This is a genomic window from Parabacteroides sp. AF17-3 (genome assembly GCF_003635445.1).
GTDB lineage: Bacteria > Bacteroidota > Bacteroidia > Bacteroidales > Tannerellaceae > Parabacteroides > Parabacteroides goldsteinii.
Window position 1 is genome coordinate 26,356 of record NZ_QTMM01000026.1, and the last position, 21,831, is coordinate 48,186.

Consider the following 21,831-nt stretch of genomic DNA (forward strand, 5'->3'; position numbering starts at 1 on the left):
TAATATATTTGCTTTATGAATTATCAGACCGTTTTACAGAATTATCATCCCACTGAACAGGGGGATTTCATGTTGAGATATGAGATAGGTGGCCGGGGATATGTCGTTTACTCACCGGAGAAGGATGCGTTGTCTTGTATTGAATTACATGGCTTTTCCGAGCTTACTCCTTGGCAATTGGCTTTTGTTCTTTCCTTGGATATGCAGCAGATGAAAGAACAGGACGAGCTTTCTCTCTTCGTATGTTGTAAGCGAGAAAAGCTCTTGTCTTATCTTTTCGATGTGGAGGAAAGCGAAACCGTCTTGAAGACAAAGCACGTGTCCGGTTGGCAGGGCTATCTGATGATGGATATCCATAAGCCGGACAGGGTACGGAACGTGTTCCAGTTCCATCCGGAAACGAAAGAAGCCCGTTTGGTCTTTGATAACCGTTTATGTGTCGCTTCCCTTCGTGAGAAAGAAAAAGGAAAGCTCATCCATCTCTGTTGGAGTCCTTCTGTCTTTGCTGCCATCGATAAGGGAGGAGAGCGTACCGCACCGGCTTATCTGTTGGCTTCTGATGCTGCCTTGTTGCATGGGTATGCCATGAAACAGATTGCGGAATGCTTTGCCGGTACACCGGTTGAAGAACGGGTTATCGGTATTCATGTAGGGGATAATGTCTATGAGGCCTTGTCTTTTGTGTGCTATTACGTCCGTAACGTGCAGGATGAATATTTGGTTATTCCTGAGCGGAAAGATGGGATGGTGATTCTTGAAACCCCGAAATGGAATCCGATACGCCAGGCTAACTTCGTGGCTTCACTGAACAAGATGGCGGTTGACCAGGCGAAGAAACGCTATCCGGAAATGGAGGTTCCGAATGAACGGCCATTCACGTGCCTCTCTTTTGCCCGGAAGTCTTTCGTCTATTTCCCGGATCTGAAGGTGTATCAGGAGGTGTTCTTGAAGATGTATTTGGGGTTGGTGAGGTTACAGGAGGTGCATTTGCTGGGGTAAGGAACAATTGCAGTGCTGCTTATAAAATAGTGGCACTACAATGAATCTGCCAAAAACGGTGGGAGACCTTGATAAGTCTTTTCTTTGTTTCCGAGTATGGGCATACCCTTTGCCGCCGGTCCTTTGACAGAAGCGGTCAGTGGGGCGATTTCCACTCCTTTCTTGATGAAATCCGGATGATAGTTGAAGACGGCTCTTTTGTTTCTTTCGTCCCAATAGAGCTTTCCGACTTCTTCTCCCCATAACATAACACTCACAACATTATTTTCCATGTCTTATCCTTTTCGGCTTTTTATTCATTATTCGTTCCATTGTATAGGCTGAAACAGGTATTTCCGGCATCAGATCATCCATCTGTTCCAGACAGTCCACTACTCGTAACAGGGCAAGAAAGTTGCCCATATTGATGTTATAGGCCTTCCCGTTCTCAAACTGGCGTAAGGTGATAAGGCTGACACCGGCTTTCTCGGCAGCCTCTTTTTGGGTGAGCCTATAGGTTAGCCTGTATTCCTTAAATCGTCTGCCCAGTTCCACTATGATTTCCGGATTGGCCATGGCTTGGGTGATGTGATTCGTTGTCATTTTACAAAGGTAAATATATTAATTGTTAAATCAAAATATTATATATAACAATTAATATATTTACTGTTATATTGAATTGTGCGCGATGTAGTTTGTGTGCTAATCCCCCAATTCCATGCTACGTTTATTGCCGCCTGTAATCGGGCTTTGCGCGGGTTTTATGTCCTGAAGGCTTTTTAGCATCCCTTCCATTTGGAAGATTTTGGCGGCAGCGATGAAGGTGGTGGCGGATACATCCGGCTGGAGGCTTTTCAGTGTGTTCTCCGATGGCTGATATCCTCTCATCTTCAGTTTCAGAATGGTATTGAAGTCATCATTTCGCATAGCCTTCATGAAAGCCTGCTCTTGTTCGTTGGCAATGTCCGGCATATGGATCGTATGCAGTTGCTTGCCGAACAAGAGCAGGTTTTCTCCGATAAAATCGGCGTGTTCCGGCTTGACCCCGCAATCCTTGGCAGTCTCATGCCAATGCGATACGGTTTCCTGTATCTCTTCGATAATCTGTTTGTGTTTCCGGATACCCATGTTCTCACCTACCTTTTGCAGATCTTCCATCGTGAAATTGTCTTGTTTGCCGTTGAGTGACAGCTGGTGGCGGTTCGTCCATTTGCCGCCCGGTGTGTATGAGTAGCAGAGGTCGTATGCTGGGGCCAGTTTCCACTTCCCTTGTCTATCCATCAGGAAAGATAAGTTCTTGCTATGGTCGTCATGGTTCCGGCTCATGACGTTGAACACCATTCTTCGGTATAGTTCCTCCTGCTCTGGATAAGGGAGGTTCATCTGCCGCATGATACGGAATATCTCTTCGTATGAATGGCGTTGGTCACGGTCATAGTGGGCAAGCCCGGCCAATGTCTGTACATGGATTTTCTCTCCGTCTTTCATACGGTCAAAACGGCGTGTCATAAAGTGATATGACTCTTTTTCCTGAAGTAACCGGCATTCCATCATATCGATACCGCAGGCTTTTGCCATCCGGTGATAGGCATATTCGATATTTCCTATTCCTTGTGGATTGTCCGTTATCTGCGTGTGTTCGCTGTATTTGCCGCCATCAAATTTCAACAGCCAATATCCGAATCCTTCAGGAGCTTTTACCTGTCCGGAGCGTACCTCTCCGGTAATATCGTTGTAGGCGATGATGGCCTTGGGCTTGGCACCTCCGGCAGATGTTCCCACTTTCAGTATATCCAGAATGTTTCTTCCTTCCTGGCGCAGTTGGACCTGAAAAGCCATTCTGTCCGTGAATACGGATTTGGCAAGCTCCGTCAGTTCCTCGATATGGAGCACTGATGATTCGTTCATGCCGTTGATTGGCGAGGACGGCTCAAACTCCAGTGCGCCCATGCCACGTTTGCCTACATAGCAAAGCCTGTCTAAAGGGGTAATCTCTTCTCCGGACAATCCCTTGCTGGCAAACCATTCATTGATGATCTGGTTTCCGAAAGTGTCCGGCAGTGAATCGGCAAACAGGCCGGGCAACCCCTTGAAACAGTCGGTACGGTTTTCAAGGAACCGGTAGGGGGTGTTCCTGTACTGGCTGATGGGCATGATGATGGGAGAAATGTCAAGACCGGAGCGGATGAACTTCCGTTCATAGTCGAACAAGGCGGCATTGCTTTCCTTTTCCCAATAGAGAGAGCCTACGCTTTCTCCCCATAGCTTTACATCTACTATCAAATCATTCATGGTTATCTTGTTTTAAATGGCGTACACGGTAGCGTTTCTTTCCTTGCAGTTTTTTGAGCTCTATCGGGCTGACCCGGATTTCCGGTACCAGTTGCTCCAGGTTCTCCAGCAGGCCGAGCGAGCGGAGTACGCTGATGAACAACAGCAGCGATACCGATTTGCCCTTCTCGATGTTCGCAACGGTCAAGGGGCTTACACCGGAAGCCGTTGCCAGTTCTTCCTGCGTGATATGCTGCCTGATACGTGTCTCTTTGATGCGCTGGCCGATTCTCATCAGCACAGCTGGATTGCTCATTTCATTCCACATGGTTGTTCCTTTTTTGCAAATATACAAATAATCCATGTAAATATATAGATTAACTTGAATATATGATGTTAATCTATATGAATACAATGATTATAGTTGCTTTATCGGCTGTTTTTTTCTTTGAACTAGGATGAAAACTGACTAAAATCACAATGTGTTGTGAATATGAAAGAGCTAGGAAAGATGATTAAAGAGTGCAGGAAGAGTTTGAAGGTCAATCAGCTGGAACTTCTCCGAACTGGCGGGCGTGGGCATCAATACGCTGGTGGCCATCGAGCGTGGAGAAGGCAATCCTAAATTGGCTACTGCTTTCCATTGGAGTTGATTAAAGTGCGGAAAAATGTATAAGATTGCTTCTATTATCTGTTTATTTTAGTATATTTGTGCTTTAAATAAGTGCGGATAAATGTATTATACGCTGTTTTTACATGTATAAAAATGCTGTTTGTAGATGAAAAGATTTGTTTTGCAACAACTTATAGAATGGAAAAACCGTGAGGATAGAAAACCTCTGATTTTAAATGGTGCCCGACAAGTTGGGAAAACATGGCTGCTCCATGAGTTTGCCAAACTTGAATACAAAAAAGAGGCTTATGTGGTATGCCGTAAGAATAACCTTGCACGCCAGCTTTTTTCTCAGGATTTCAATGTTGACAGAATTTTACGGGGGCTGCGTGCGATGACTTCCGTTGACATTACTCCGGGTGATACGCTTATTATCCTTGATGAGATACAAGATATCCCGGAAGCACTGGAATCTTTGAAGTATTTTAAAGAGGAGGTTCCGGAGTATCATATAGCTGTGGCAGGTTCACTTTTGGGGATATCCCTTCATCAGGATGTGTCTTATCCCGTAGGGAAGGTAAATGTCATCAATATATTTCCTATGAACTTTGAAGAGTTTCTTGTCGCCAAGGGAGAAGAAGAAGCTTGTAAATTGCTTATGAGTGGGGATTTTGAAACGATAAGCCTCCTGCATGACAAATATACGGATCTCCTTCGGCAATATTATTATGTAGGTGGTATGCCGGAAGTTGTACTCAAATATGTAGAAACGGATTCCTTGCTGGAAGTCAGAAGAATACAGTCGGAGATTTTGCAAGGCTATGATCTTGACTTCTCAAAACATGCGCCCAAAGAACAGGTTCCGCGTGTCCGAATGGTATGGAACAGCATTCCTTCCCAATTATTTAAAGAAAACAAGAAATTCATTTACGGAGCTTTGCGAAAAGGTGCCAGAGCCAATGATTTTGAGATGGCCATTCAATGGCTTGTAAATGCCGGGTTGTTGTATAAAGTGCCTCGATGTACCAAACCGGAGCTTCCGCTTGATATTTATGAAGACCTGTCGGCTTTCAAACTCTATATGGTTGATTTGGGGCTTATGGGTGCTATGGTCAAGACAGATCCGGCCCAAGTCTTGATTAAAAACGACATATTTAAGGAATACAAGGGAGGAATGACTGAACAGTATGTATTGCAGCAGATGAAAAGTAAGGGCGTGTCACCGATTTATTACCATAACACAGACAATTCGCGTCTTGAGTTGGATTTTGTTATTCAACGTAATGCCCAAATGGTGCCGATAGAAGTGAAGGCCGAAGGGAATGTCCGGGCCAATTCGTTGACAGCATTACTGGGAAAAAGACCGGAATTGCATGCGGAGAGATTTTCTATGTTGCCTTATAAAGTACAGGGTAATCTTACAAATTTTCCGCTATATGCAATATAGGTGTATCCTTTTCCCATGCCGGTCATACCGTTAGAACTGATTGATAAGTATGATGCGTATGTTGGCCGGTATGTCTATCTTTGTGGCAATGAAAACAGAGAGAGGATTGATTTACGCCTTGTTTTCCGGGACGGAAAGGAGATTGGCACGGATGATCTGAATCTGTATTATAATTGACGTGACGGCTTGGATGTCCCCTGGATGAATGTTCGGGGGATTCTTTTTCTTTTGGGCGTTCCCGTGGGACGGTCGGGCTTTACGTTTCAAGTCCTCGCCTAAAGGCTGTGGGCTTTACTCTGCAATCCCTAACGCATGGCTGAAAACTCCTCTTGCCGGTGGTGTTCTTCTTCATACAGCCTCATGCGTTCTTGTAATGCTTCTTTTAAATTGTCGCTTTTTTTCAGTCCGAGTTTGGCACGTATGTTCGCTCGTTGGCTGGTTATGTTTCCGCTACTCCGATGTAATAATTCGCATATTTGGCTGACGGTCTTGTCTTGCAGTATTAAACGGCAGATGTTTAATTCGGACGGGGATAAATTGGGATATATTCTCCTGATTGTATCAAGTTTACTTTTTTCCTTTTTCTGGTATGCGGCAAGGGCTGTAAAAAGATTTTCTTTGGATTGTTCCCCTATTATGTTTAACAGGGAGCTTGTCTTTTCTTCCGGGTTATTCTCGCTTAACAACTCGGCGAACGCGAATAGTTCTTCCTTTTTCATTTGGAGACGTTTCAAAAGCATTTCCTCTTCCTCTTTTAGCAAGTTGCTACTTTTTAGCAAGCTGCTGATATTACTGCGTAAGGATCTTCCTAATAAGGGGATCATGGTGTATATGATGATGATCAAAGGCAGATAACTGTATAGGAACGGTTCGTCGGTGATAAGTGTGCAGATTGTATAGGAAGCTATGGTAAGGGAGGACAATAGGATGGAGATATTACTCATATAGGCACAGATGGAAAGCATGGTAAATAAGAGAGAGATAGTAATGTTACTCATTATCAATGCTCTTTGATAACTATATTCATGTCCGCTACATATTGAGCAATAAATTATTTCGATAAAAATCTCGATATGTATGGCTATCAGTATAATGGAAAAGGTCGTGGTCAGATTTACTCTCTTTTTAAAATAAGCGAGAGTGCACATAATGATAAACAGGAATAATACGCTGTTAATATAATAAAACTGTTCATTGGGAAATGGAACTGAATATATGTATATGGGTGCGCATAAGACCAGCATGAGCAGGGATAGATGAAAGACTCGTTTTTGTTGATACGTTATTATCATTTCTCTTTCTTTTTTGTCGTAAGTTTGAGTTTTTATTGAACTTAGAAAAGTAGCGGCTTTTGTGCTGAATTTCATGTGTTTTATTGTTTTAAGTGTTATTAAGTATAATGTTTCCTGCAAAAATAACTGTTTTTTTTTTTTTTTTTTGTATGTTTAAGTACTTTTCTTTATGATGTTAAGTGTTTTTAATTGTTGTGTAAGCGTGATTGGCTGCTGTGGTAAGTGTTGTAGCTGTTGTGTGGTTGTCTTTTTAAGTATTTATAAGTTTAAAATACTTGTTTTTTGCTTTGGAGGTTGGTTTATAAGTGCATATCTTTAGCGGTTGAAATTCAGGGGGTGTAAAAGCCTGGGTTTGGATTGTCATATTAACAAATGATTAAATGACGAAAAGATGTTTTTTTATATTAAATGTGTATTGTTCGTGCTCGTGTTGAGTATAAGCGGAGAAATATCCGCTCAGGAGAAGCGTGATTCGGTAAGGATCTATTTTCATCAAGGAAAGGTAAATATAGATACATGTTTACTTGACAATGGGAACGAGATGGAGCGGTTTGCTAAAATCTGTTCCGCATTGAACGACTCCGTCCGTCTTATCAGGAAAATTCAAATAATAGGAGGAGCTTCCCCGGAAGGAGGGGGGCTGTTGAATGGAAGGCTGTCTGAAAAACGAGCAGAGGTTTTGTGGCGGTATATATCACCTTATATAAAGATTCCGGTATTGGAGAGGGATTTTCATTTTTCGGGAAGCGACTGGAACGGACTTATAACGATGGTGAGAGCGGATGTGAATGTTCCGGAGAGGGAGGATGTCCTTCGTTTGTTGGAGAAGATCGTACGTTTGGAAAACCAGGACAGCCCTTATTGGGGGGGAGAACTGAAAAGACTGAAAGGGGGGAGGCCATACTCATATTTGTATAAATTCCATTTTCCGAAACTTCGTTCGTCGATGGTGAAAATATGCTATGATAGTGATCCGATAAATCCCGTCAGAGATACGGTATATATACATACACGTGATACGTTGTGCATCCGTGATACCGTTACCGTCATAGCTCCGGTAAAGAAACGGCCGTTTTGCATGGCGGTGAAAACAAACTTGCTTTATGACGCTGTTTTGATACCTGACATCGGGGTTGAGTTCTGTTTGGGGAAGAACTGGTCTGTGGCCGGGAATTGGATGTATGCCTGGTGGAAAAGTGATCGGAAGCATAATTATTGGCGTATCTATGGGGGAGATGTGGAGTTGCGCCGCTGGTTCGGTCGGAGAGCGGTGGAAAAACCGTTTTCCGGGCATCATGTCGGATTGTACGGGCAGATCGTCACCTATGATTTCGAATTGGGTGGGAAAGGTTACTTGGGGGATAAATGGAGTTACGGGGGAGGCGTGGCTTACGGCTACTCGTTACCTGTGGGACATCGGTTCAATGTGGATTTCACGTTGGGAATCGGCTACCTTGGAGGATTGTACAAGGAGTACATCCCTTTGGACGGTCACTATGTATGGCAGACCACTAAAAAACGCTGCTGGTTCGGCCCGACCAAGGCGGGTATCTCTTTGGTGTGGTTGATCGGGCGGGGGAATTATAGCCGGAAGAAAGGAGGCAGGCAGTGATACTGATACGCTTTAGTCTGGTGTTCATATTTTTATGGATGGGACTGACGGCTTGTGAGCATAAGGATTTATGTTACGATCATCCGCACTTTGCCACGGTGCGGGTAGTATTCGACTGGACCAAGATTTCCAATCATGACAAGCCTGAAGGCATGAGGGTCGTATTTTATCCGACCGACGATGAAAGCAACACGTGGATATTTGATTTCCCCGGAGGAGAGGATGGGGAAGTGGAGCTTCCCGAGAATGATTACCGGGTAATTTGCTTCAACTACGATACCGACGGGATGGTTTGGAAAGAAAACGGCAGTTACACGCTTTTTACTGCCGATACGCGTGATGTGCAGTCGCCGGATAACCGGACAATGGCTGTCACCCCACCTTGGCTGTGTGGCGACCATATAGACGAAGTTATCCTCAAGGACATTCCGGGAGGAAGCGCGGAGATAGTACGGCTGACTCCCGTAAACATGGTATGTCACTACACGTATGAGGTGAACGGTCTTCGGGGACTGGATAGGGTGGCGGATTTGCGGGCCGCTCTTTCCGGCATGTCCGGCTCGCTTAACATGTCCGCCGACAGTTTGCCCGCCGGTCTTTCGGAGAGCCTGCTCTTTGATGGAATGGTTTCACGGAATCAGATTATAGGCGGATTCTATACGTTTGGACATTCCGCACTTGAAGGAGAGCCCAATGTTTTCCGGCTGTATCTCAAGAACCGTTCCGGCAGCATGTCTGTATTGGAACAGGACGTGAGCGACCAAGTGCATGATGTCCCGGTAGCGGGGCATGTCGGTGATGTGCATCTGGTGTTGAATTTTGATTATGAGGTACCATCCGAGCCGGGAAGTGACGGTGCGGGATTTGATGTGGACGTTGATGATTGGGATGATGTGAATATGGATATAGTGTTGTAATACGAGTTTGTTAATTATATGTATCAATTTAAATTGTTTTTATTTATGAAAAAAAGTACAGTAATGCTTTGGGCAATCTTTGGAGCTCTACTCATGGGTTGCTCAGACGAGGAGATTGCGAATGTGGAAACCTCCTCACGGAATGCGATTGGTTTTAACGTGTTAAGTAATGCGGCGGAAACGAGGGCTACCCCTACTACCCCCGACAACTTGAAGAACACCGATTTCGACGTGTTCGCTTTTACGGCGGATGGTACTGTCTTCATGGGAACGGACCACATGGTATTTGGACATGACGGAGTGAACATCGTGTACAAAGATAATAAGTGGGATTATAAAAAAGCGAGCGACCTTCGTTATTGGCCTACCGAGGCTTTGGACTTTTACGCGTTCAATCCCGGAACGGTTAGTGACGATATGATGGGGTTTTATAGTTGGGAAGTCACCAAGGATGTCCAAAAGATAAGGTATAGCTGCATCGATGAGTATGGAGCCAACAATGGTCATGAAAACTACGACGTGATGTATGCCATAGCCAAAGACCGGACAAAAGACATGAACAACGGAGTAGTGAAATTTAACTTCAAGCATATTCTGTCACAGGTCGTATTCAAAGCAAAGACCGAATACGATAACATGCAGGTGGACATCAACATGATCAAGATTTATAATGTCAAAATGGGCGGCGTCTTCACATTGCCTGCGGCAGCCGATGTAACGGGGAATTGGAGTGATCTTGATGGTTTACCAAGTGAAGCATCAGGTCTGGGCACATTTACCGTAGTGAAAGACAAATCCATCACGGTCGAAGGTAATGACCCAGTTACCGATATTACCACAACTACTCCTATGCTGAATATACCACAGACGCTGACTGCTTGGAACGTTTCCGGAACAGACACCAAAACCAAGCATGATGCCGATAATGCGAAGCAATGTTATCTGGAGATCTCCTGCAAAATCCGGCAGAACGGAGTTTATCTGTTGGGTTCAGCAAGCGAATACAAAACAATTTATGTTCCGTTCGGAGATACATGGGTAGCGGGCAAGCGTCATATCTACACGTTGATTTTCGGTGGTGGTTATAATGATCAGGGAGAGGCTGTGTTGAATCCGATCCAGTTTGATGCAGAGACAACAGACTGGGGTAATGCAGATAAAGCAGATAAAGACGTAAACGTCTAACCTTAATCCAAACGTTTATTAATATCGTACCCGTTGGCAGGTTAAACATACGCAAGATTAATCCTGCCAACGGGTTTTTTATTGCTTTTATCATCTGTAATTTATGTGTAGGGTTGCTTTTCTGCGTACCTTTTTCCTGGAGAATTTCTTTTGTGGAGTGTTTGCCCTGTATATTCCCGATACGCTATTATAGCAGGGAACTGTTTTTATCCAAGTAGTCAGATATAGCCTCTTGCAATACCGATTTTAGCGAATCGCCTTTGCGGATCGCGATCAGCTTTAAGTTCTGGTGATAGGTTTCGTCCATGACAAAATTACAATGCACGGTTTTCGCTTTCTTCGGCTTTTGAGCCTCTTTTTGCCCGGCCGTGGATTGGATCAGGCTGTCTAATCCCCCGGTCAGCCCGGCCGACATACTGTTTTTTAAATCGTTCTTCTTTGCCATATGGTTACTTTATTTCTGTTAGCAGTTCGTTACATACCTTTTCGTAGTCCTCTGCCCCGGCAGATTTTGGGGCATAGTGAAAAATATCCTGCCCTTGTGTCGGGGCTTCGGCCAGCGCAATGGAGTTGCGTATATGGGTGCTGAACACTTTGCCCTGGAATGTTTCCTGTACCAGTTCCGAAACGCTCTTGTTCAGGTTCTTTCTTCCGTCGTACTGGGTTATCAGAACCCCGGCTATCGAAAGATCCGAGTTCAAACGTTGCTGCACCTTGTGGACGACCTGCATAAGTTTGGCCATTCCACGCATTGCCAGGAATTGAGCCTGAACCGGGATAATCAGCCGATCCGAGGCCGTCAGTGCGTTAAGCGTGAGCAGCGACAGCGAGGGGGGACAGTCGATCAGGATATAATCGAATTTCTCCTTTTGGCCCTTGATAAGGTGGGCTAAGATAAGTTCCCGCCCGGCCTCGTTGATTAACTCCGTTTCAACGGCCGAGAGATCCAGGCAGGAGGGAACGACGCTAAGGCCGTCCTTATGCTCGTAGATCGGCAGGTCGTATTCGCCTTTCATCGCACCGTAGATCGTTTGGGGAAGCTCCGCAGAGAAGCCCAGCGATTCAGTCAGGTTGGCTTGTCCGTCAAGGTCGATCAAAAGAACCTTGTACCCTTTTTGACGTAACGCGCCGCCCAGGTTGATCGTGGTTGTAGTCTTTCCTACTCCCCCTTTGTGATTCAATACGGAGATTACTTTTGCTTTGCTCATAAATTCAGTTTTTTAAATGGTTGTCATGTCCGCAAATATAGTCAAAAACTAATATACTAAAATACTAAAAGTAGTATTTTCGTTTTTTGCGTGTTTTTTGTGCCGATCGGGGAAGCGTACCGAAATAAATCCGGTTTCCACCTTTCGGTACGTTTTGTTTCTGTACCGGAATTAATCAAAGATTAGAATAACCATAAATGTTTTTATACGTTAATCATACGTATGTATATATGTATATATTTGTTTTTGAGTATCTTTGTGTGCTATAAATAAAAAATAAAAGACATGAGCACTTATTCGTATAAAAATCCGAAGTTTATAAATTCCCCTAAAGGGATGGTTGAAGTTGTAGAAGTGATTTATGACGGCAAAGATGATCCGGCCTATTCACTGGCTATTATTAAATGGGAAAATACCTATAAATTAGGTATTCGTTGGAACATCGCTTATAGTGAATGGGACGATTACCGCAAACAGAACGGGCAAGATGAATGTATAGGTAATCCACAGTCGAGAGGTATTCCCACCTGGTTTGTTTTGCCCGATGATATGATGTTTAGTGAGAAGTTCAGCGGTGCGATGCAGAGGCTTGATGAATTAAGAAAAGGTAAATAAGTAATGGAACAGGGAGAAATCATATTATACCAGCCGGATGAAGCGGTCAAGTTGGAAGTGAGGCTGGAAGATGAAACCGTTTGGCTGACACAGGCGCAAATTGTGGATCTTTTTCAATCCAGCAAAGCAAATATAAGCGAGCATATAAAAAACATATATGATCAGAAAGAATTAGAGGAAAGTTCAACTGTTCGGGATTTCCGAACAGTTCGACAGGAAGGCAAACGGCAAGTGATGCGCAATCTGACTTATTACAATTTGGATGCGATCATATCCATTGGGTTTCGTGTCAATAGTAAAAGAGGTATTTTATTTAGGCAATGGGCGAATAAGGTTTTAAAGGACTATCTTTTAAAAGGGTATTCCATTAATAAACGTTTGTCAGAACTTGAAAGGACTGTCGCTCAACATACCGAGAAGATAGATTTTTTTGTGCGTACTGCCTTGCCCCCGGTCGAAGGCATTTTTTATAACGGCCAGATTTTCGATGCGTACAAGTTCGCTACCGATCTGGTAAAGTCGGCCAGGCGTTCGATCGTGCTTATCGACAACTATGTGGACGAAACGGTCTTGCTCATGTTGAGTAAACGCAGCGTCGGTGTCTCGGCCACCATTTACACCCAGCGTATCACGCAGCAACTCCAACTTGATCTTGACAGGCATAACAGCCAGTACCCACCTATCGACATCAGGACGTACCGGGACAGTCACGACCGTTTCCTGATCGTTGATGAAACGGACGTGTACCATATCGGAGCCTCGTTAAAGGATCTGGGGAAAAAGATGTTCGCTTTCTCAAAGCTGGATATTCCGGCGGCTGTGATTACTGACCTGTTATAATATCCTTTGTCTTATGAATGGGCTGTCGCAAAAGAAAAACCCGTTCTTGATGAACGGGTATATCCTTGACTTGGTTACGTGTTTTGATAACAGAGGCTTTACCAAGCATTACAATGCAAAGATAGTAATTATAGGTTAATTAGCGAATTTCTTTTTTGGATAGATCCGGAAATAATGCCTCCTTGAAAGAGGTGGATAAGGTGATTAAAACAATAGATAAGGAAGAACAAAAGCAAAAGGGATGAATGTGGTTATTTATTCACGTGTAAGCTCGCAGTCGGCCAGGCAATCGACCGAACGGCAGGTTGTCGATCTGGAGAGGTTCGCAGCCGGACGGGGGTACGAGGTGACGGCGGTCTTTGAGGAAAAGATAAGCGGACGAAAGGCCAATATCGAACGCCCGGTTTTAAGCCGTTGCCTGGAATACTGCACAGATCCGCAGAACCGGGTGGATATGTTGTTGCTGACCGAGATCTCACGCCTGGGGCGTTCAACCCTGGAGATCCTAAAGTCACTCGATACGCTGCACACGCATAAAATATGCGTGTATATTCAAAACCTGAACCTGGAAACGTTACGGCCGGACAAGACGGTAAACCCCTTGTCCTCTCTGATCACTACCCTGTTGGGGGAACTGGCCGCGATCGAACGCCAGGGGATCATCGACCGCCTTAATAGCGGACGGGAGTTGTACATCCAGAAAGGGGGCAGGCTGGGACGGAAGCCGGGAAGCCGGAAAACGGCCGAACAGAGGAAAGAGGAATACCGGGAGGCGATCGCCTTGTTAAAGAAAGGCTACTCGATCCGGAACGTGGCGAAGCTCACGGGAAAGGCCGTTTCGACGATACAACAAGTAAAAAAAGACTTCATTAGTAGCTGATTATCGGAACAAATATTGTATTTTTGCAACAAATACGAGTAAATGCACATAATTAAAAACGAGTATTTACACGTGTCTAAAAACGAGTATTTGCACGAAAATAATCAGAATCTAAATAAAAACGGTTATGGCAACAATGGCGGAGAAAATGGCGGCTTCACTGGAGGAATTAAGAAAGCTCCAGGAGAAAGACCGCTGTGTCGTCCTGCAAGGGACGGCCGAGATAGGGAGGACGCATTTAACCCGGCTGTTGGATAACGGCTGGTTGCAGGAAGCCTAATCCGAAGCCGTCTTTTGCGGCGGCATTTGAAAGACGTTCAAATGCACCGAATACTCGTTGTTGCTCATCTTCGGTCATGCCCGTACCGGTATCTTCAACGATAAGTTTCAGCAAACCGTTATCATAATCCGCTGCCAATGATACACTACCGTTATCCGTGAACTTGATGGCGTTTGACAACAAGTTGTTGCCGATTTGCAGGATACGTTCCTTGTCGGTCAAAACCACCGCATCGGTGTGGCTCTCCACTATCAAAGTCAGCCCCTTGTTCATGGCAATGGGCATGAACTCCGTTTCAAGAATATGCGTGATTGCGGAAATCCTGCAAGGGGAAAGGTTGGGTTGCTCCTTGCCGTTGTCCAGACGGAAGAAATCCAGCAGCGTGTTGAGCATCTCCCGCATACGCTCGGAAGATTGCCGGATATTATCCACATACATGGTGCTTTTATCCGCGCTACAACTTTTCTGCATCAGTCCGGCATAGCCTCATTTTGTCAATCGTATTTTTTCGTGGTAGAAGTAGTTTACGATGACAGGTTTGCCTTTTTCCGAGCGTCCGTATGGCAGATCGTTTATACGATACGGGAAGCCCTGCTCCTTGGCGTAATTTGAAATGTCCTGCTCCAATGCCTGCCAGTATTCAAGCCTTTTTTTATTGTAAATTTCCTCGTAAAGCGGTATGAGGTCAGGATACTTCTCACGGATATACGTCATTATCCCGCCTTTGAACTGCCCGCGTAAATTCAGGTTTTCAAGCCAGATTAAATCAGCATAATCTTTTACCTCCTCTATTATTGCCTTTACGTCTGTTATTCTGGGGAATATGGGCGAGACGAAGCATACGGTGCGGATACCTGCCTCGTATGTCTGACGCATCGCTTTCAGACGGCGTTCAATGCTTACGGCGTTGTCCATATCTGCGCAGAACTGCTCGTCGAGCGTATTGACAGACCATGACACAGTCACTTTGGGAAAACTCTTCAACAGGTCGAGATCGCGAAGGACAAGATCGGACTTTGTGCATATCATAATCTCGGCATCGCTTCCTCGCAGCTCTTCGAGCAGCCTTCGGGTACGGTGGAATTCTTCTTCATACGGATTGTAACCGTCCGTCACAGACCCTATTACAACACGTTCACCGTCGTATTTATGAGGATTCGTTATCGGCTTCCAGTTTTTTACATCTAAAAACGTACCCCACGGCTCGGTGTGCCCGGTGAACCGTTTCATGAACGATGCGTAGCAATACCTGCAGGCGTGGGGACACCCTACATAAGGGTTGACCGAATATCCTCCCACCGGCAGAGAGGATTTGGTCATTACACTCTTTACATCTATTTCCTTTATTGTATCCATATTCATTGTATTCGTCTGGTAAATTGTTCCGGCAATTCCTGAATCATTCTTTCGTCGCCCATAATCGGCAGCAAATCCTCTTTCATGAACACCGGTATGCCATGAGCCTTTGCCTGTTCTGCAATGCTAAGCACCCATTCGGGGCGCGAATATGACTTTCCTTTTCGGTTTCCGGTCTCTGTGCCTATGACAATCCAGTCAATTCCCTCGAAATCAATCTCGCCGATATCATCGAAGAGAGGTTCAAACGTGACATGGTAGTGTCGTGCTTTGATATTCTTTTTCAAATCATCAATCCTCCTTTTCTCGGAACTGCGCGTAACGGTCACGCCCATCCATACGTTCTCGTCGTCAGAGGAGAAACTGATTTTGTCAGGGCGCTTCGTCAGAAAGATATAGGCGTGCTGGGGATTGCTGCTGATCCGCTCGAAAATTTCTGCGTTCCATTCAGGCTTCCAATCGGAGAAATCGCTCATTCCTGTCATGAGCCACACATGAGGACGGGACGTATCGATGATGCGCAGTTTTCGTTCCATGTATTCAGGCACGGAAAAGTCGTCGGTAATGTGGAAACGGCGGCAGTTGTTACGGGCATAGCAGTAAGGGCATCCTATAGTGCACCCTACCACTATGTTCATGTTTTTTATCAGGGATTTAATGCAGACACTCATAACACAACTGTTTCTCCGTCCTCCGGGATAATCAGCCGGCTCATGTCGGCTTCGTGATGCGTTGCCTCATTGCGCAGAATTGCACGGGTGGTCTGGCAATGGTCGATGGCATCCATGTGTACGGCTATCAGCTTGATATGCGAAGGCAATTCGTCAAGTATCTGCATCACTTCGTTCTCGTCGGGGATGATAGGACCGTCCGTTTTGGAAAATTCGGGAAAGATTGCACCTCCGGAGTTTACCACGATATAGTCAGGATTGAACCGTTCCACGGTGTCTCGGATACATGCTTCCCATCGGCAGTCACCCATTATATAAACGGTCGGGAAGCCCTCGGCTTTTAGCACATAACCTGATACAGGTCCCATCATCTGCCCGATCTGCCCGAAACCATGATGTCCGGTCGTGCGGTAAATGGATATGCCGTCTATTGTTTTTATTTCTTCGATGGGTATCACATTTGTAAATCCGTCGTTTCTGATGGCGTCCGCGTCCTGGGGCTGAACGTAGAAAGGAATTTCTTTGGGCAAATGTGTGGGGACACTCGGCTCGTAATGGTCGATGTGATTGTGGGTCAGGAGCACCATGTCCACGCCTCCGATAATATCCTGAATAGGAATGGTGAGGTGTACCCTCGGTGTTTTATTCACACCGAGGGCCGATATCAAAGTGCCTTTGTCGGCTAAAACGGGGTCAATTAGCATGGTGTGTCCCGCATACCTGATTTTCAAGGTGGCATTGCGCACCAATTGTACTGTAGATGTCTTTTTCATGACTATATGTCTTGTTATTGATTACGGGTGCAAAGTTCGGAAGAATCCGGCGAAACATCTATGCCTGAAAAAACGGTAATTATGCCATTTTGATAAATGAAATTATTATCTTTGCAAAAACGACAAGGATATGGACGAGATAATCAACCCTGATCGACTGGTCAGCGTACCGTTCAACAAGACACGCTGCGGCGTGGATTTTTACATCAATACTGCCATAAACAAGGACATCGGACTTGTGCTGACAGAAAACAAGCGGTTTAAGACAGACTTCTTCAGCTTCTACTTTTTCCGTAAGGCAAACGGATATTTGCTACTGAACTTCCGCAAGATTGAACTGCGCGACGGCATGGTTCTCCTGCTTTCACCCCATCAGCAACAAGAGTGGCATGTAGATGAGACGGCGTTGGATTACACGTTCCTTATATTCCGCGAAGATTTCATGCGTACTTTTATCGCCGACAAGTTCTTCGTTTTTCGCCTTTTGTATTGTTACCAGACAGATACGCCGCCTTACATCAATGCCACACATGACGAAATGAAGGAATATATGCGGCTGCTCGGAAAGATTAAGTATGAGCTGATGAATCCAGTGTCCGATACGTACAATATCATTGTTTCCTTACTATATTATCTTTTGCTGATTATCAATCGTACATACGCTGCCGCCTATTGCTTGCCCGCTGAAATTGCTAAAAACAATTTCGCTTTTCGGTTCAAGGACTTGTTGGAACAGAATATCCGCACCCACCAGCGGGTGCAGGAATATGCAGACATGCTTCATGTCAGTCGCATCACACTCAATAACTCAGTAAAAGCCCAATTCGGAGTATCAGCTACCCATTTGATAAAACAACGTCTGCTTGAGGAACTGAAGAACGAATTGCTATTCTCCAACCGCACTGTCAGTGAAATGGCGGATGATTTCAATTTCTCTGATCCGAGCCATCTCATGCGCTTCTTCAAACAGCAAACAGGCAAAACATTTACTCAGTACATGACGGATTACAATAAAGGCATATACGAATAACTTCTTAATATAGTCGATAGCGGCTATCGAAATATGGTTGTTGATGTTCAGGCGTTTTTGTACTGCATGAACCATTTTACGATTTCTGGATCTTCGTGCGAGCCGAGTAAGAAAGGCTTGTCGGTATCCAGCGTCTTTATCCGTGCCATGTCGTCGGCCGACAGGGTGAAGTCTAATATGTCGAGATTCTGCTTCATGCGTTCCGGTTTCACAGACTTAGGAATAATTATGCACACTGATATTTATCGCGCCCGGACAGGTGTTCGGTGCGGAAGATGACGGCATGCAGTTCCAACCAGATGGCTACCTGCTTATGTTCCATCCCGACCTGCTGCGGAATACACCTCTCGGGCGGATAATGCGTGAATATTCGTTCTTTTCCTACGAGACAAACGAGGCATTGCACCTTAGTGTGGAAGAACGGCAAATCATCATGGATTGCTTCCACAAGATTCAATATGAATTGAACCATCCGATACACCGTCACAGCAAGAACCTCATCACAGACAGCATCAAGACGTTCCTTGATTACTGCACACGTTTCTATGACCGTCAGTTCATCACACGCGACAACCAAAACCGAGACATCCTCGCAAGATTTGAGCGGTTGCTTGACGAATACTTCCATGATGGGGCTGCTAAACGGATAGGCTTGCCCACTGTACAGTATTGTGCAGACAAGCTCTGCCTCTCGCCCAACTATTTCAGTGATTTATTGAAAAAAGAAACAGGTTCAACCGCCCTGCATTTCATTCATGACAAGTCTATTGAAATAGCCAAGACGGAACTTGCATCTACAGACGACACCGTTAATGAAATCGCCTATAATCTCGGTTTTCAGTACCCGCAACATTTTACCCGACTGTTCAAGAAAGAGGTAGGTTACACTCCGAATGAATATAGAGCGCAAGTGTCGTGAGAATTGGATTAGTACAGAATATTAGAACCCAACACCTCTCTTGCGCTTAACTTTCTTCCTTCTGCGAAGTATATCCACCATTTCCTGATTGGCTTCCGCATCAGCAGTGTTATAAGATGAGCCACTGCTTTTTAGCAATCCCCAAGAGCCGTTGAACAACTCGCTTTGTGCCGTGCCGGACGGTGCGCTTGGTGTAGCCGTTTCATATATTCCGGCTGTTATTCCCATACGTTCCCTGCATCTGTTGTGCTGCAAAGCCGCGTCAATCTTGGAATAACTGAAACGCCTGTCCACTTTGGAGCCGTTGAAATGGTAGCCATTCATGGAGAATACAACACCCTGCACCTCGCTGGTCTGCCCCTTATGCTTGAAATGTACTTCCACTCCCTGCCGTTTCAGGTTGGCGATAAGCACGTTCCAGTTGCCGCATCTGCCGACTTCCATTTTGATGATGTCGTAAAGCGCATATTTCGTCCTGTCTGGCTCTTTCAGGCGGTTGCGTTTGACATTGTCCTTTCCGCCAGCCATATGCAAGCCGTATTTCAAGGTCAATTCCTTGCAGATGCAGGTACTGCGCAGACGCTCGTGCCTGTCCGATATGGTATTGCCGTTGTTGTCTATGCGGTTGAAAGCAATATGCACGTGCGGATGCTCCTTGTCGAAATGCTGGGCGATGAAGAACTGCGTATTCTTGATTCCCATCCGTTCCATATATTCAAGCGCGATGCCTGCCATGATACGGTTCGTCAGCCGTAACTCATCCTCTTTGGAAAAACTCAACGCGATATGTCCGACAGGTTTTGTCACCTTATCGTTCATCCGTGACTGGGCATTGAAACTCATGGCGATAGTTTCCAGATTTTCCATAAACAAGCCTTCGCTTGCTACTATCTGCGTATCCTTCTTCTTGTCGATGATGTAATCCACCGCACCCTTGAAGTCGCTTCCTTTTACGATTTTCGCCATCATATCCCTATCTTGGTTATAAGTTCATGAATCCTTGCCACTGCCACCTTGCAGTCCCACCGTTCATCGTGGAAGCCTCCGGCGTTTGCCTTACGCGCAAGCTGGTTGAGATTGTTAGCCATGCCGCAGAGTTGGCGGATGTATCCGGCATGTTCCTCCGACAGCCGTTCTTTCACATGACCGTTACGGAAACATTCCCTCATGTACTCGCTTGGTGATACGCCCGCCTCATGCGATCGTGTCAGCAGGCGGAAGTAGTCGGCTGCCGTCATTTTCACTGCGATACGGTATTTCAGTTTCTCGGTTGCTGTTAATTCTTTGTATTTTCTTACCTGCCTCAAATCCGCAACTAAGCCCTTCAACGTCCTTCTTGCGTGTACACGTCCTCTCATTACTGAATTATCAGATAAATTGAGGCAGAAACACCCACTTCTGCCTACAACATCCCCTTACCCCACAATGCGACTTGAGACAATACGCAGTATCATACCCATAAGTTGTAGGCGTTATCCAAAATCAGTCTGAAAAATATCTGCGTAAGCATTGTTACAGGTATAGATATTCAGCACATACCGCCTTGATGTCCTGATCCACTTGGCTGGTACAGAGATAAACCTGAAGACAAACGCTTTTATGCGACTTGTTGCATTGAGTCCGAACCTCTTTACGTCAAGTCTTTGGATAATGGCCTTGTAGAAGTTACGGATAAGTGCTGTAAGAAGAAGGAACACAGTGTTCTCGGCCATGAAGGATTTGGGCAATCTGTCCCACCCGAAACCATTGTTCATATCATCAAAGATACGTTCCTTTCCTCCACGAAGGTTATAGAACTCGACAATTTCTCTTACGGAAGATTCATAGTCGTTAGTCAGGATACAACGGTATGTGTATTCTCCTTCCCAAAGATCCTGCACACCATCCATCCGTTTCTGTCTTTGAATCACAAGTCGGTATGCTTTACCCTTCCACTTCTCAACAAGGATAGAGTTCAATTCAAACTCAATGCCATTGATTTCCTCAGTCTTCCAGCCTCTGAGAGCAAATATGTCATTGTAGAGCGAACTGCAGCGGTTAGTGCGGATATAGAAGGACTTGCAGTGTTTCTCTATTTCCTCCACGATTTCCTCGGAACATGATCCGCAATCAGCTCTGAAACGATTGATAGTGAGCCTGTTCTGTTCAAATCTCTCAAAGAACCTCTTCAGCGTGTCCTTCTGATGAAAACGAAGGTTTTCGTTAAGCCAGATGAGCAGAGCTAAGTTTACTTAAGCTCTGCCATGGCGAGAAAACGTGCCATGAAATGGAACTTTTGTGTTACCATCGCTATTCTCAATGCCAACAATCAAGTCACCAATAACCGCCACGCCAGGGCGATAACCAGAGAACTTCTTGTATGTAGGCTTTGCATCATACTTCTCACCCTCTTTCAGTTGGTCAGATGCAAACATACAATTGAGCAGTAAAGTATTGAGAGTGTCAGCCGTGTTGAAATCGTAGTTCTTACCCGTATCTGATGTGTATGAGATGTTTTCTTGCGTCAGTTCCTTTATCGCTCTGAGGATAGTATCAGAACTACAAGTATGAAGTGTCGGATGAAGCGAGAGATGGTTCATCAAATGAGTAGTGACATCCTCAATACATGAGCCACCACAGAAGTAGATACTCATGAGAGAACGGATGATTTCGCTGTACTGATAACCTAACGATCTACACCTTAGACCGAGGGTTGAGTCGATTACAGATGACAATGTGGAGTCAAATTGCTCATCAGGTAGGGCGGAAGGATTTCGAGGAATTTGGACGACGCATAGGGTTGGGCAATAAATTGATAAAGCGTGAGCTTGATGAGTTTGTCAAAGAGAAACCATTGGTGCAAGTATTGATAGACCGTTCCTTTTTATCGGAAGAACTGAAAAAGTAATATAGGATGTCTATGGGGTACAGGTGTAAGATGCTTTCTTTCTGATGAAGGGCGGAT

The 21,831-nt window shown here is 45.1% G+C and carries 23 protein-coding genes and 4 pseudogenes; 12 read left to right on the top strand and 15 right to left on the bottom strand.

Annotated elements, in window-relative coordinates:
* The first annotated feature begins 15 nt into the window (after positions 1–15).
* Complete coding sequence (locus DWW91_RS25875; protein WP_005868869.1) at positions 16–999, top strand: hypothetical protein; 984 nt, start codon at positions 16–18, stop codon at positions 997–999.
* Between the two features lie 38 nt (positions 1,000–1,037).
* On the opposite strand, the pseudogene DWW91_RS25880 reads toward DWW91_RS25875, so the two are convergent.
* The 4 genes and pseudogenes from DWW91_RS25880 to DWW91_RS25895 all read right to left on the bottom strand — a co-directional run.
* Positions 1,038–1,271: pseudogene (locus tag DWW91_RS25880) on the bottom strand (HipA N-terminal domain-containing protein); the annotation flags it as partial.
* Positions 1,261–1,581, bottom strand: a complete 321-nt coding sequence (locus DWW91_RS25885; protein WP_005868815.1) for a helix-turn-helix transcriptional regulator — start codon at positions 1,579–1,581, stop codon at positions 1,261–1,263. The pseudogene DWW91_RS25880 and the gene DWW91_RS25885, both read right to left, overlap by 11 nt.
* Before the next feature lie 99 nt (positions 1,582–1,680).
* Positions 1,681–3,270 carry a type II toxin-antitoxin system HipA family toxin gene (locus DWW91_RS25890; protein WP_117707931.1) on the bottom strand — a complete coding sequence of 530 codons (1,590 nt, stop codon included), beginning with the start codon at positions 3,268–3,270 and terminating at the stop codon, positions 1,681–1,683.
* Positions 3,263–3,613 (bottom strand): helix-turn-helix transcriptional regulator, encoded by a 351-nt coding sequence (locus DWW91_RS25895; RefSeq protein ID WP_005868812.1) that lies wholly within the window; start codon positions 3,611–3,613, stop codon positions 3,263–3,265. The genes DWW91_RS25890 and DWW91_RS25895 overlap by 8 nt, the downstream gene beginning before the upstream one ends.
* Positions 3,614–3,742: 129 nt before the next feature.
* Between DWW91_RS25895 and DWW91_RS28235 the strand changes: the two are divergent.
* Together DWW91_RS28235 and DWW91_RS25905 are read left to right on the top strand one after the other, a co-directional pair.
* Positions 3,743–3,902 (top strand): annotated as a pseudogene (locus DWW91_RS28235) (helix-turn-helix domain-containing protein).
* 126 nt (positions 3,903–4,028) lie between these two features.
* Positions 4,029–5,309 carry an ATP-binding protein gene (locus DWW91_RS25905; protein ID WP_005868811.1) on the top strand — a complete coding sequence of 427 codons (1,281 nt, stop codon included), beginning with the start codon at positions 4,029–4,031 and terminating at the stop codon, positions 5,307–5,309.
* A 305-nt stretch (positions 5,310–5,614) separates the two neighbouring features.
* Here DWW91_RS25905 and DWW91_RS25910 read toward each other — a convergent pair whose 3' ends face one another.
* On the bottom strand, positions 5,615–6,676 hold the full coding sequence (locus DWW91_RS25910) for a LuxR C-terminal-related transcriptional regulator (protein ID WP_117707932.1): 1,062 nt from the start codon (positions 6,674–6,676) through the stop codon (positions 5,615–5,617).
* Positions 6,677–6,992: 316 nt separating this feature from the next.
* Here DWW91_RS25910 and DWW91_RS25915 point away from each other — a divergent pair, with 316 nt between their 5' ends.
* From DWW91_RS25915 to DWW91_RS25925, 3 genes are read left to right on the top strand one after another with little or no spacing between them, the layout of a single operon-like run.
* Positions 6,993–8,213, top strand: coding sequence for a DUF3575 domain-containing protein (locus DWW91_RS25915; protein ID WP_032849859.1), 1,221 nt, complete (start codon positions 6,993–6,995; stop codon positions 8,211–8,213).
* Positions 8,210–9,130 carry a DUF5119 domain-containing protein gene (locus tag DWW91_RS25920; protein ID WP_117707933.1) on the top strand — a complete coding sequence of 307 codons (921 nt, stop codon included), beginning with the start codon at positions 8,210–8,212 and terminating at the stop codon, positions 9,128–9,130. The genes DWW91_RS25915 and DWW91_RS25920 overlap by 4 nt, the downstream gene beginning before the upstream one ends.
* Positions 9,131–9,175: 45 nt before the next feature.
* Positions 9,176–10,315, top strand: a complete 1,140-nt coding sequence (locus tag DWW91_RS25925; protein WP_117707934.1) for a fimbrillin family protein — start codon at positions 9,176–9,178, stop codon at positions 10,313–10,315.
* A 187-nt stretch (positions 10,316–10,502) separates the two neighbouring features.
* Here DWW91_RS25925 and DWW91_RS25930 read toward each other — a convergent pair whose 3' ends face one another.
* Both DWW91_RS25930 and DWW91_RS25935 read right to left on the bottom strand, forming a co-directional pair.
* On the bottom strand, positions 10,503–10,760 hold the full coding sequence (locus tag DWW91_RS25930) for a hypothetical protein (protein WP_005648607.1): 258 nt from the start codon (positions 10,758–10,760) through the stop codon (positions 10,503–10,505).
* Between the two features lie 4 nt (positions 10,761–10,764).
* A complete protein-coding gene (locus tag DWW91_RS25935) occupies positions 10,765–11,523 on the bottom strand; it encodes a ParA family protein (RefSeq protein WP_007564630.1) in 759 nt (252 codons plus the stop codon).
* A gap of 285 nt (positions 11,524–11,808) precedes the next feature.
* On the opposite strand from DWW91_RS25935, the gene DWW91_RS25940 reads away from it, so the two are divergent.
* The 3 genes from DWW91_RS25940 (at position 11,809) to DWW91_RS25950 (ending at position 13,858) form a co-directional block, all read left to right on the top strand.
* A complete protein-coding gene (locus tag DWW91_RS25940; protein WP_007564632.1) occupies positions 11,809–12,138 on the top strand; it encodes a hypothetical protein in 330 nt (109 codons plus the stop codon).
* A 3-nt stretch (positions 12,139–12,141) separates the two neighbouring features.
* Positions 12,142–12,978: a virulence RhuM family protein gene (locus DWW91_RS25945; RefSeq protein WP_007564633.1), complete on the top strand. Its 837-nt coding sequence runs from the start codon at positions 12,142–12,144 to the stop codon at positions 12,976–12,978.
* Positions 12,979–13,219: 241 nt separating this feature from the next.
* The gene (locus DWW91_RS25950; RefSeq protein ID WP_007564634.1) at positions 13,220–13,858 is read left to right on the top strand and encodes a recombinase family protein; all 639 of its coding nucleotides are present in this window, start codon (positions 13,220–13,222) and stop codon (positions 13,856–13,858) included.
* A 274-nt stretch (positions 13,859–14,132) separates the two neighbouring features.
* Here DWW91_RS25950 and DWW91_RS25955 read toward each other — a convergent pair.
* The 4 genes and pseudogenes from DWW91_RS25955 to DWW91_RS25970 form a co-directional block, all read right to left on the bottom strand.
* Positions 14,133–14,624: pseudogene (locus DWW91_RS25955) on the bottom strand (sensor histidine kinase); the annotation flags it as partial.
* Positions 14,625–15,500, bottom strand: a complete 876-nt coding sequence (locus DWW91_RS25960; protein WP_004329298.1) for a radical SAM mobile pair protein B — start codon at positions 15,498–15,500, stop codon at positions 14,625–14,627.
* Complete coding sequence (locus DWW91_RS25965; protein WP_004329299.1) at positions 15,497–16,165, bottom strand: radical SAM mobile pair protein A; 669 nt, start codon at positions 16,163–16,165, stop codon at positions 15,497–15,499. The genes DWW91_RS25960 and DWW91_RS25965 overlap by 4 nt, the downstream gene beginning before the upstream one ends.
* Positions 16,162–16,938 carry an MBL fold metallo-hydrolase gene (locus tag DWW91_RS25970; protein ID WP_004329300.1) on the bottom strand — a complete coding sequence of 259 codons (777 nt, stop codon included), beginning with the start codon at positions 16,936–16,938 and terminating at the stop codon, positions 16,162–16,164. Before DWW91_RS25970 ends, DWW91_RS25965 begins: the two co-directional genes overlap by 4 nt.
* 130 nt (positions 16,939–17,068) lie before the next feature.
* Here DWW91_RS25970 and DWW91_RS25975 point away from each other — a divergent pair, with 130 nt between their 5' ends.
* Positions 17,069–17,968 (top strand): AraC family transcriptional regulator, encoded by a 900-nt coding sequence (locus DWW91_RS25975; RefSeq protein ID WP_004329302.1) that lies wholly within the window; start codon positions 17,069–17,071, stop codon positions 17,966–17,968.
* A 47-nt stretch (positions 17,969–18,015) separates the two neighbouring features.
* Here DWW91_RS25975 and DWW91_RS27580 read toward each other — a convergent pair whose 3' ends face one another.
* Positions 18,016–18,204, bottom strand: a complete 189-nt coding sequence (locus DWW91_RS27580; RefSeq protein ID WP_005775886.1) for a hypothetical protein — start codon at positions 18,202–18,204, stop codon at positions 18,016–18,018.
* A gap of 23 nt (positions 18,205–18,227) precedes the next feature.
* Here DWW91_RS27580 and DWW91_RS25980 point away from each other — a divergent pair, with 23 nt between their 5' ends.
* Positions 18,228–18,887: an AraC family transcriptional regulator gene (locus DWW91_RS25980; protein WP_004329304.1), complete on the top strand. Its 660-nt coding sequence runs from the start codon at positions 18,228–18,230 to the stop codon at positions 18,885–18,887.
* A gap of 21 nt (positions 18,888–18,908) precedes the next feature.
* On the opposite strand, the gene DWW91_RS25985 is transcribed toward DWW91_RS25980, so the two are convergent.
* From DWW91_RS25985 to DWW91_RS26000, 3 genes and pseudogenes are all read right to left on the bottom strand, one after another.
* Positions 18,909–19,856: a relaxase/mobilization nuclease domain-containing protein gene (locus DWW91_RS25985; RefSeq protein WP_118036831.1), complete on the bottom strand. Its 948-nt coding sequence runs from the start codon at positions 19,854–19,856 to the stop codon at positions 18,909–18,911.
* Positions 19,853–20,245 (bottom strand): MobC family plasmid mobilization relaxosome protein, encoded by a 393-nt coding sequence (locus tag DWW91_RS25990; protein WP_005868789.1) that lies wholly within the window; start codon positions 20,243–20,245, stop codon positions 19,853–19,855. Before DWW91_RS25990 ends, DWW91_RS25985 begins: the two co-directional genes overlap by 4 nt.
* A 114-nt stretch (positions 20,246–20,359) precedes the next feature.
* A pseudogene (locus tag DWW91_RS26000) lies at positions 20,360–21,619 on the bottom strand (IS1380 family transposase); the annotation flags it as partial.
* On the opposite strand from DWW91_RS26000, the gene DWW91_RS26005 reads away from it, so the two are divergent.
* Positions 21,601–21,774, top strand: a complete 174-nt coding sequence (locus tag DWW91_RS26005) for a hypothetical protein (protein ID WP_224201638.1) — start codon at positions 21,601–21,603, stop codon at positions 21,772–21,774. The pseudogene DWW91_RS26000 and the gene DWW91_RS26005 overlap by 19 nt on opposite strands.
* Positions 21,775–21,831 lie beyond the last annotated feature (57 nt).

Excerpts from the sequence above, each read along its gene's own strand:
- DWW91_RS25875 (WP_005868869.1), top strand. The coding sequence starts at position 16 with ATGAATTATCAGACCGTTTTACAGAATTATCATCCCACTGAACAGGGG.
- DWW91_RS25885 (WP_005868815.1), bottom strand. The coding sequence starts at position 1,581 with ATGACAACGAATCACATCACCCAAGCCATGGCCAATCCGGAAATCATA.
- DWW91_RS25890 (WP_117707931.1), bottom strand. The coding sequence starts at position 3,270 with ATGAATGATTTGATAGTAGATGTAAAGCTATGGGGAGAAAGCGTAGGC.
- DWW91_RS25895 (WP_005868812.1), bottom strand. The coding sequence starts at position 3,613 with ATGGATTATTTGTATATTTGCAAAAAAGGAACAACCATGTGGAATGAA.
- DWW91_RS25905 (WP_005868811.1), top strand. The coding sequence starts at position 4,029 with ATGAAAAGATTTGTTTTGCAACAACTTATAGAATGGAAAAACCGTGAG.
- DWW91_RS25910 (WP_117707932.1), bottom strand. The coding sequence starts at position 6,676 with ATGAAATTCAGCACAAAAGCCGCTACTTTTCTAAGTTCAATAAAAACT.
- DWW91_RS25915 (WP_032849859.1), top strand. The coding sequence starts at position 6,993 with ATGTTTTTTTATATTAAATGTGTATTGTTCGTGCTCGTGTTGAGTATA.
- DWW91_RS25925 (WP_117707934.1), top strand. The coding sequence starts at position 9,176 with ATGAAAAAAAGTACAGTAATGCTTTGGGCAATCTTTGGAGCTCTACTC.
- DWW91_RS25930 (WP_005648607.1), bottom strand. The coding sequence starts at position 10,760 with ATGGCAAAGAAGAACGATTTAAAAAACAGTATGTCGGCCGGGCTGACC.
- DWW91_RS25935 (WP_007564630.1), bottom strand. The coding sequence starts at position 11,523 with ATGAGCAAAGCAAAAGTAATCTCCGTATTGAATCACAAAGGGGGAGTA.
- DWW91_RS25940 (WP_007564632.1), top strand. The coding sequence starts at position 11,809 with ATGAGCACTTATTCGTATAAAAATCCGAAGTTTATAAATTCCCCTAAA.
- DWW91_RS25945 (WP_007564633.1), top strand. The coding sequence starts at position 12,142 with ATGGAACAGGGAGAAATCATATTATACCAGCCGGATGAAGCGGTCAAG.
- DWW91_RS25950 (WP_007564634.1), top strand. The coding sequence starts at position 13,220 with ATGAATGTGGTTATTTATTCACGTGTAAGCTCGCAGTCGGCCAGGCAA.
- DWW91_RS25960 (WP_004329298.1), bottom strand. The coding sequence starts at position 15,500 with ATGAATATGGATACAATAAAGGAAATAGATGTAAAGAGTGTAATGACC.
- DWW91_RS25965 (WP_004329299.1), bottom strand. The coding sequence starts at position 16,165 with ATGAGTGTCTGCATTAAATCCCTGATAAAAAACATGAACATAGTGGTA.
- DWW91_RS25970 (WP_004329300.1), bottom strand. The coding sequence starts at position 16,938 with ATGAAAAAGACATCTACAGTACAATTGGTGCGCAATGCCACCTTGAAA.
- DWW91_RS25975 (WP_004329302.1), top strand. The coding sequence starts at position 17,069 with ATGGACGAGATAATCAACCCTGATCGACTGGTCAGCGTACCGTTCAAC.
- DWW91_RS25985 (WP_118036831.1), bottom strand. The coding sequence starts at position 19,856 with ATGATGGCGAAAATCGTAAAAGGAAGCGACTTCAAGGGTGCGGTGGAT.
- DWW91_RS25990 (WP_005868789.1), bottom strand. The coding sequence starts at position 20,245 with ATGAGAGGACGTGTACACGCAAGAAGGACGTTGAAGGGCTTAGTTGCG.
- DWW91_RS26005 (WP_224201638.1), top strand. The coding sequence starts at position 21,601 with ATGTGGAGTCAAATTGCTCATCAGGTAGGGCGGAAGGATTTCGAGGAA.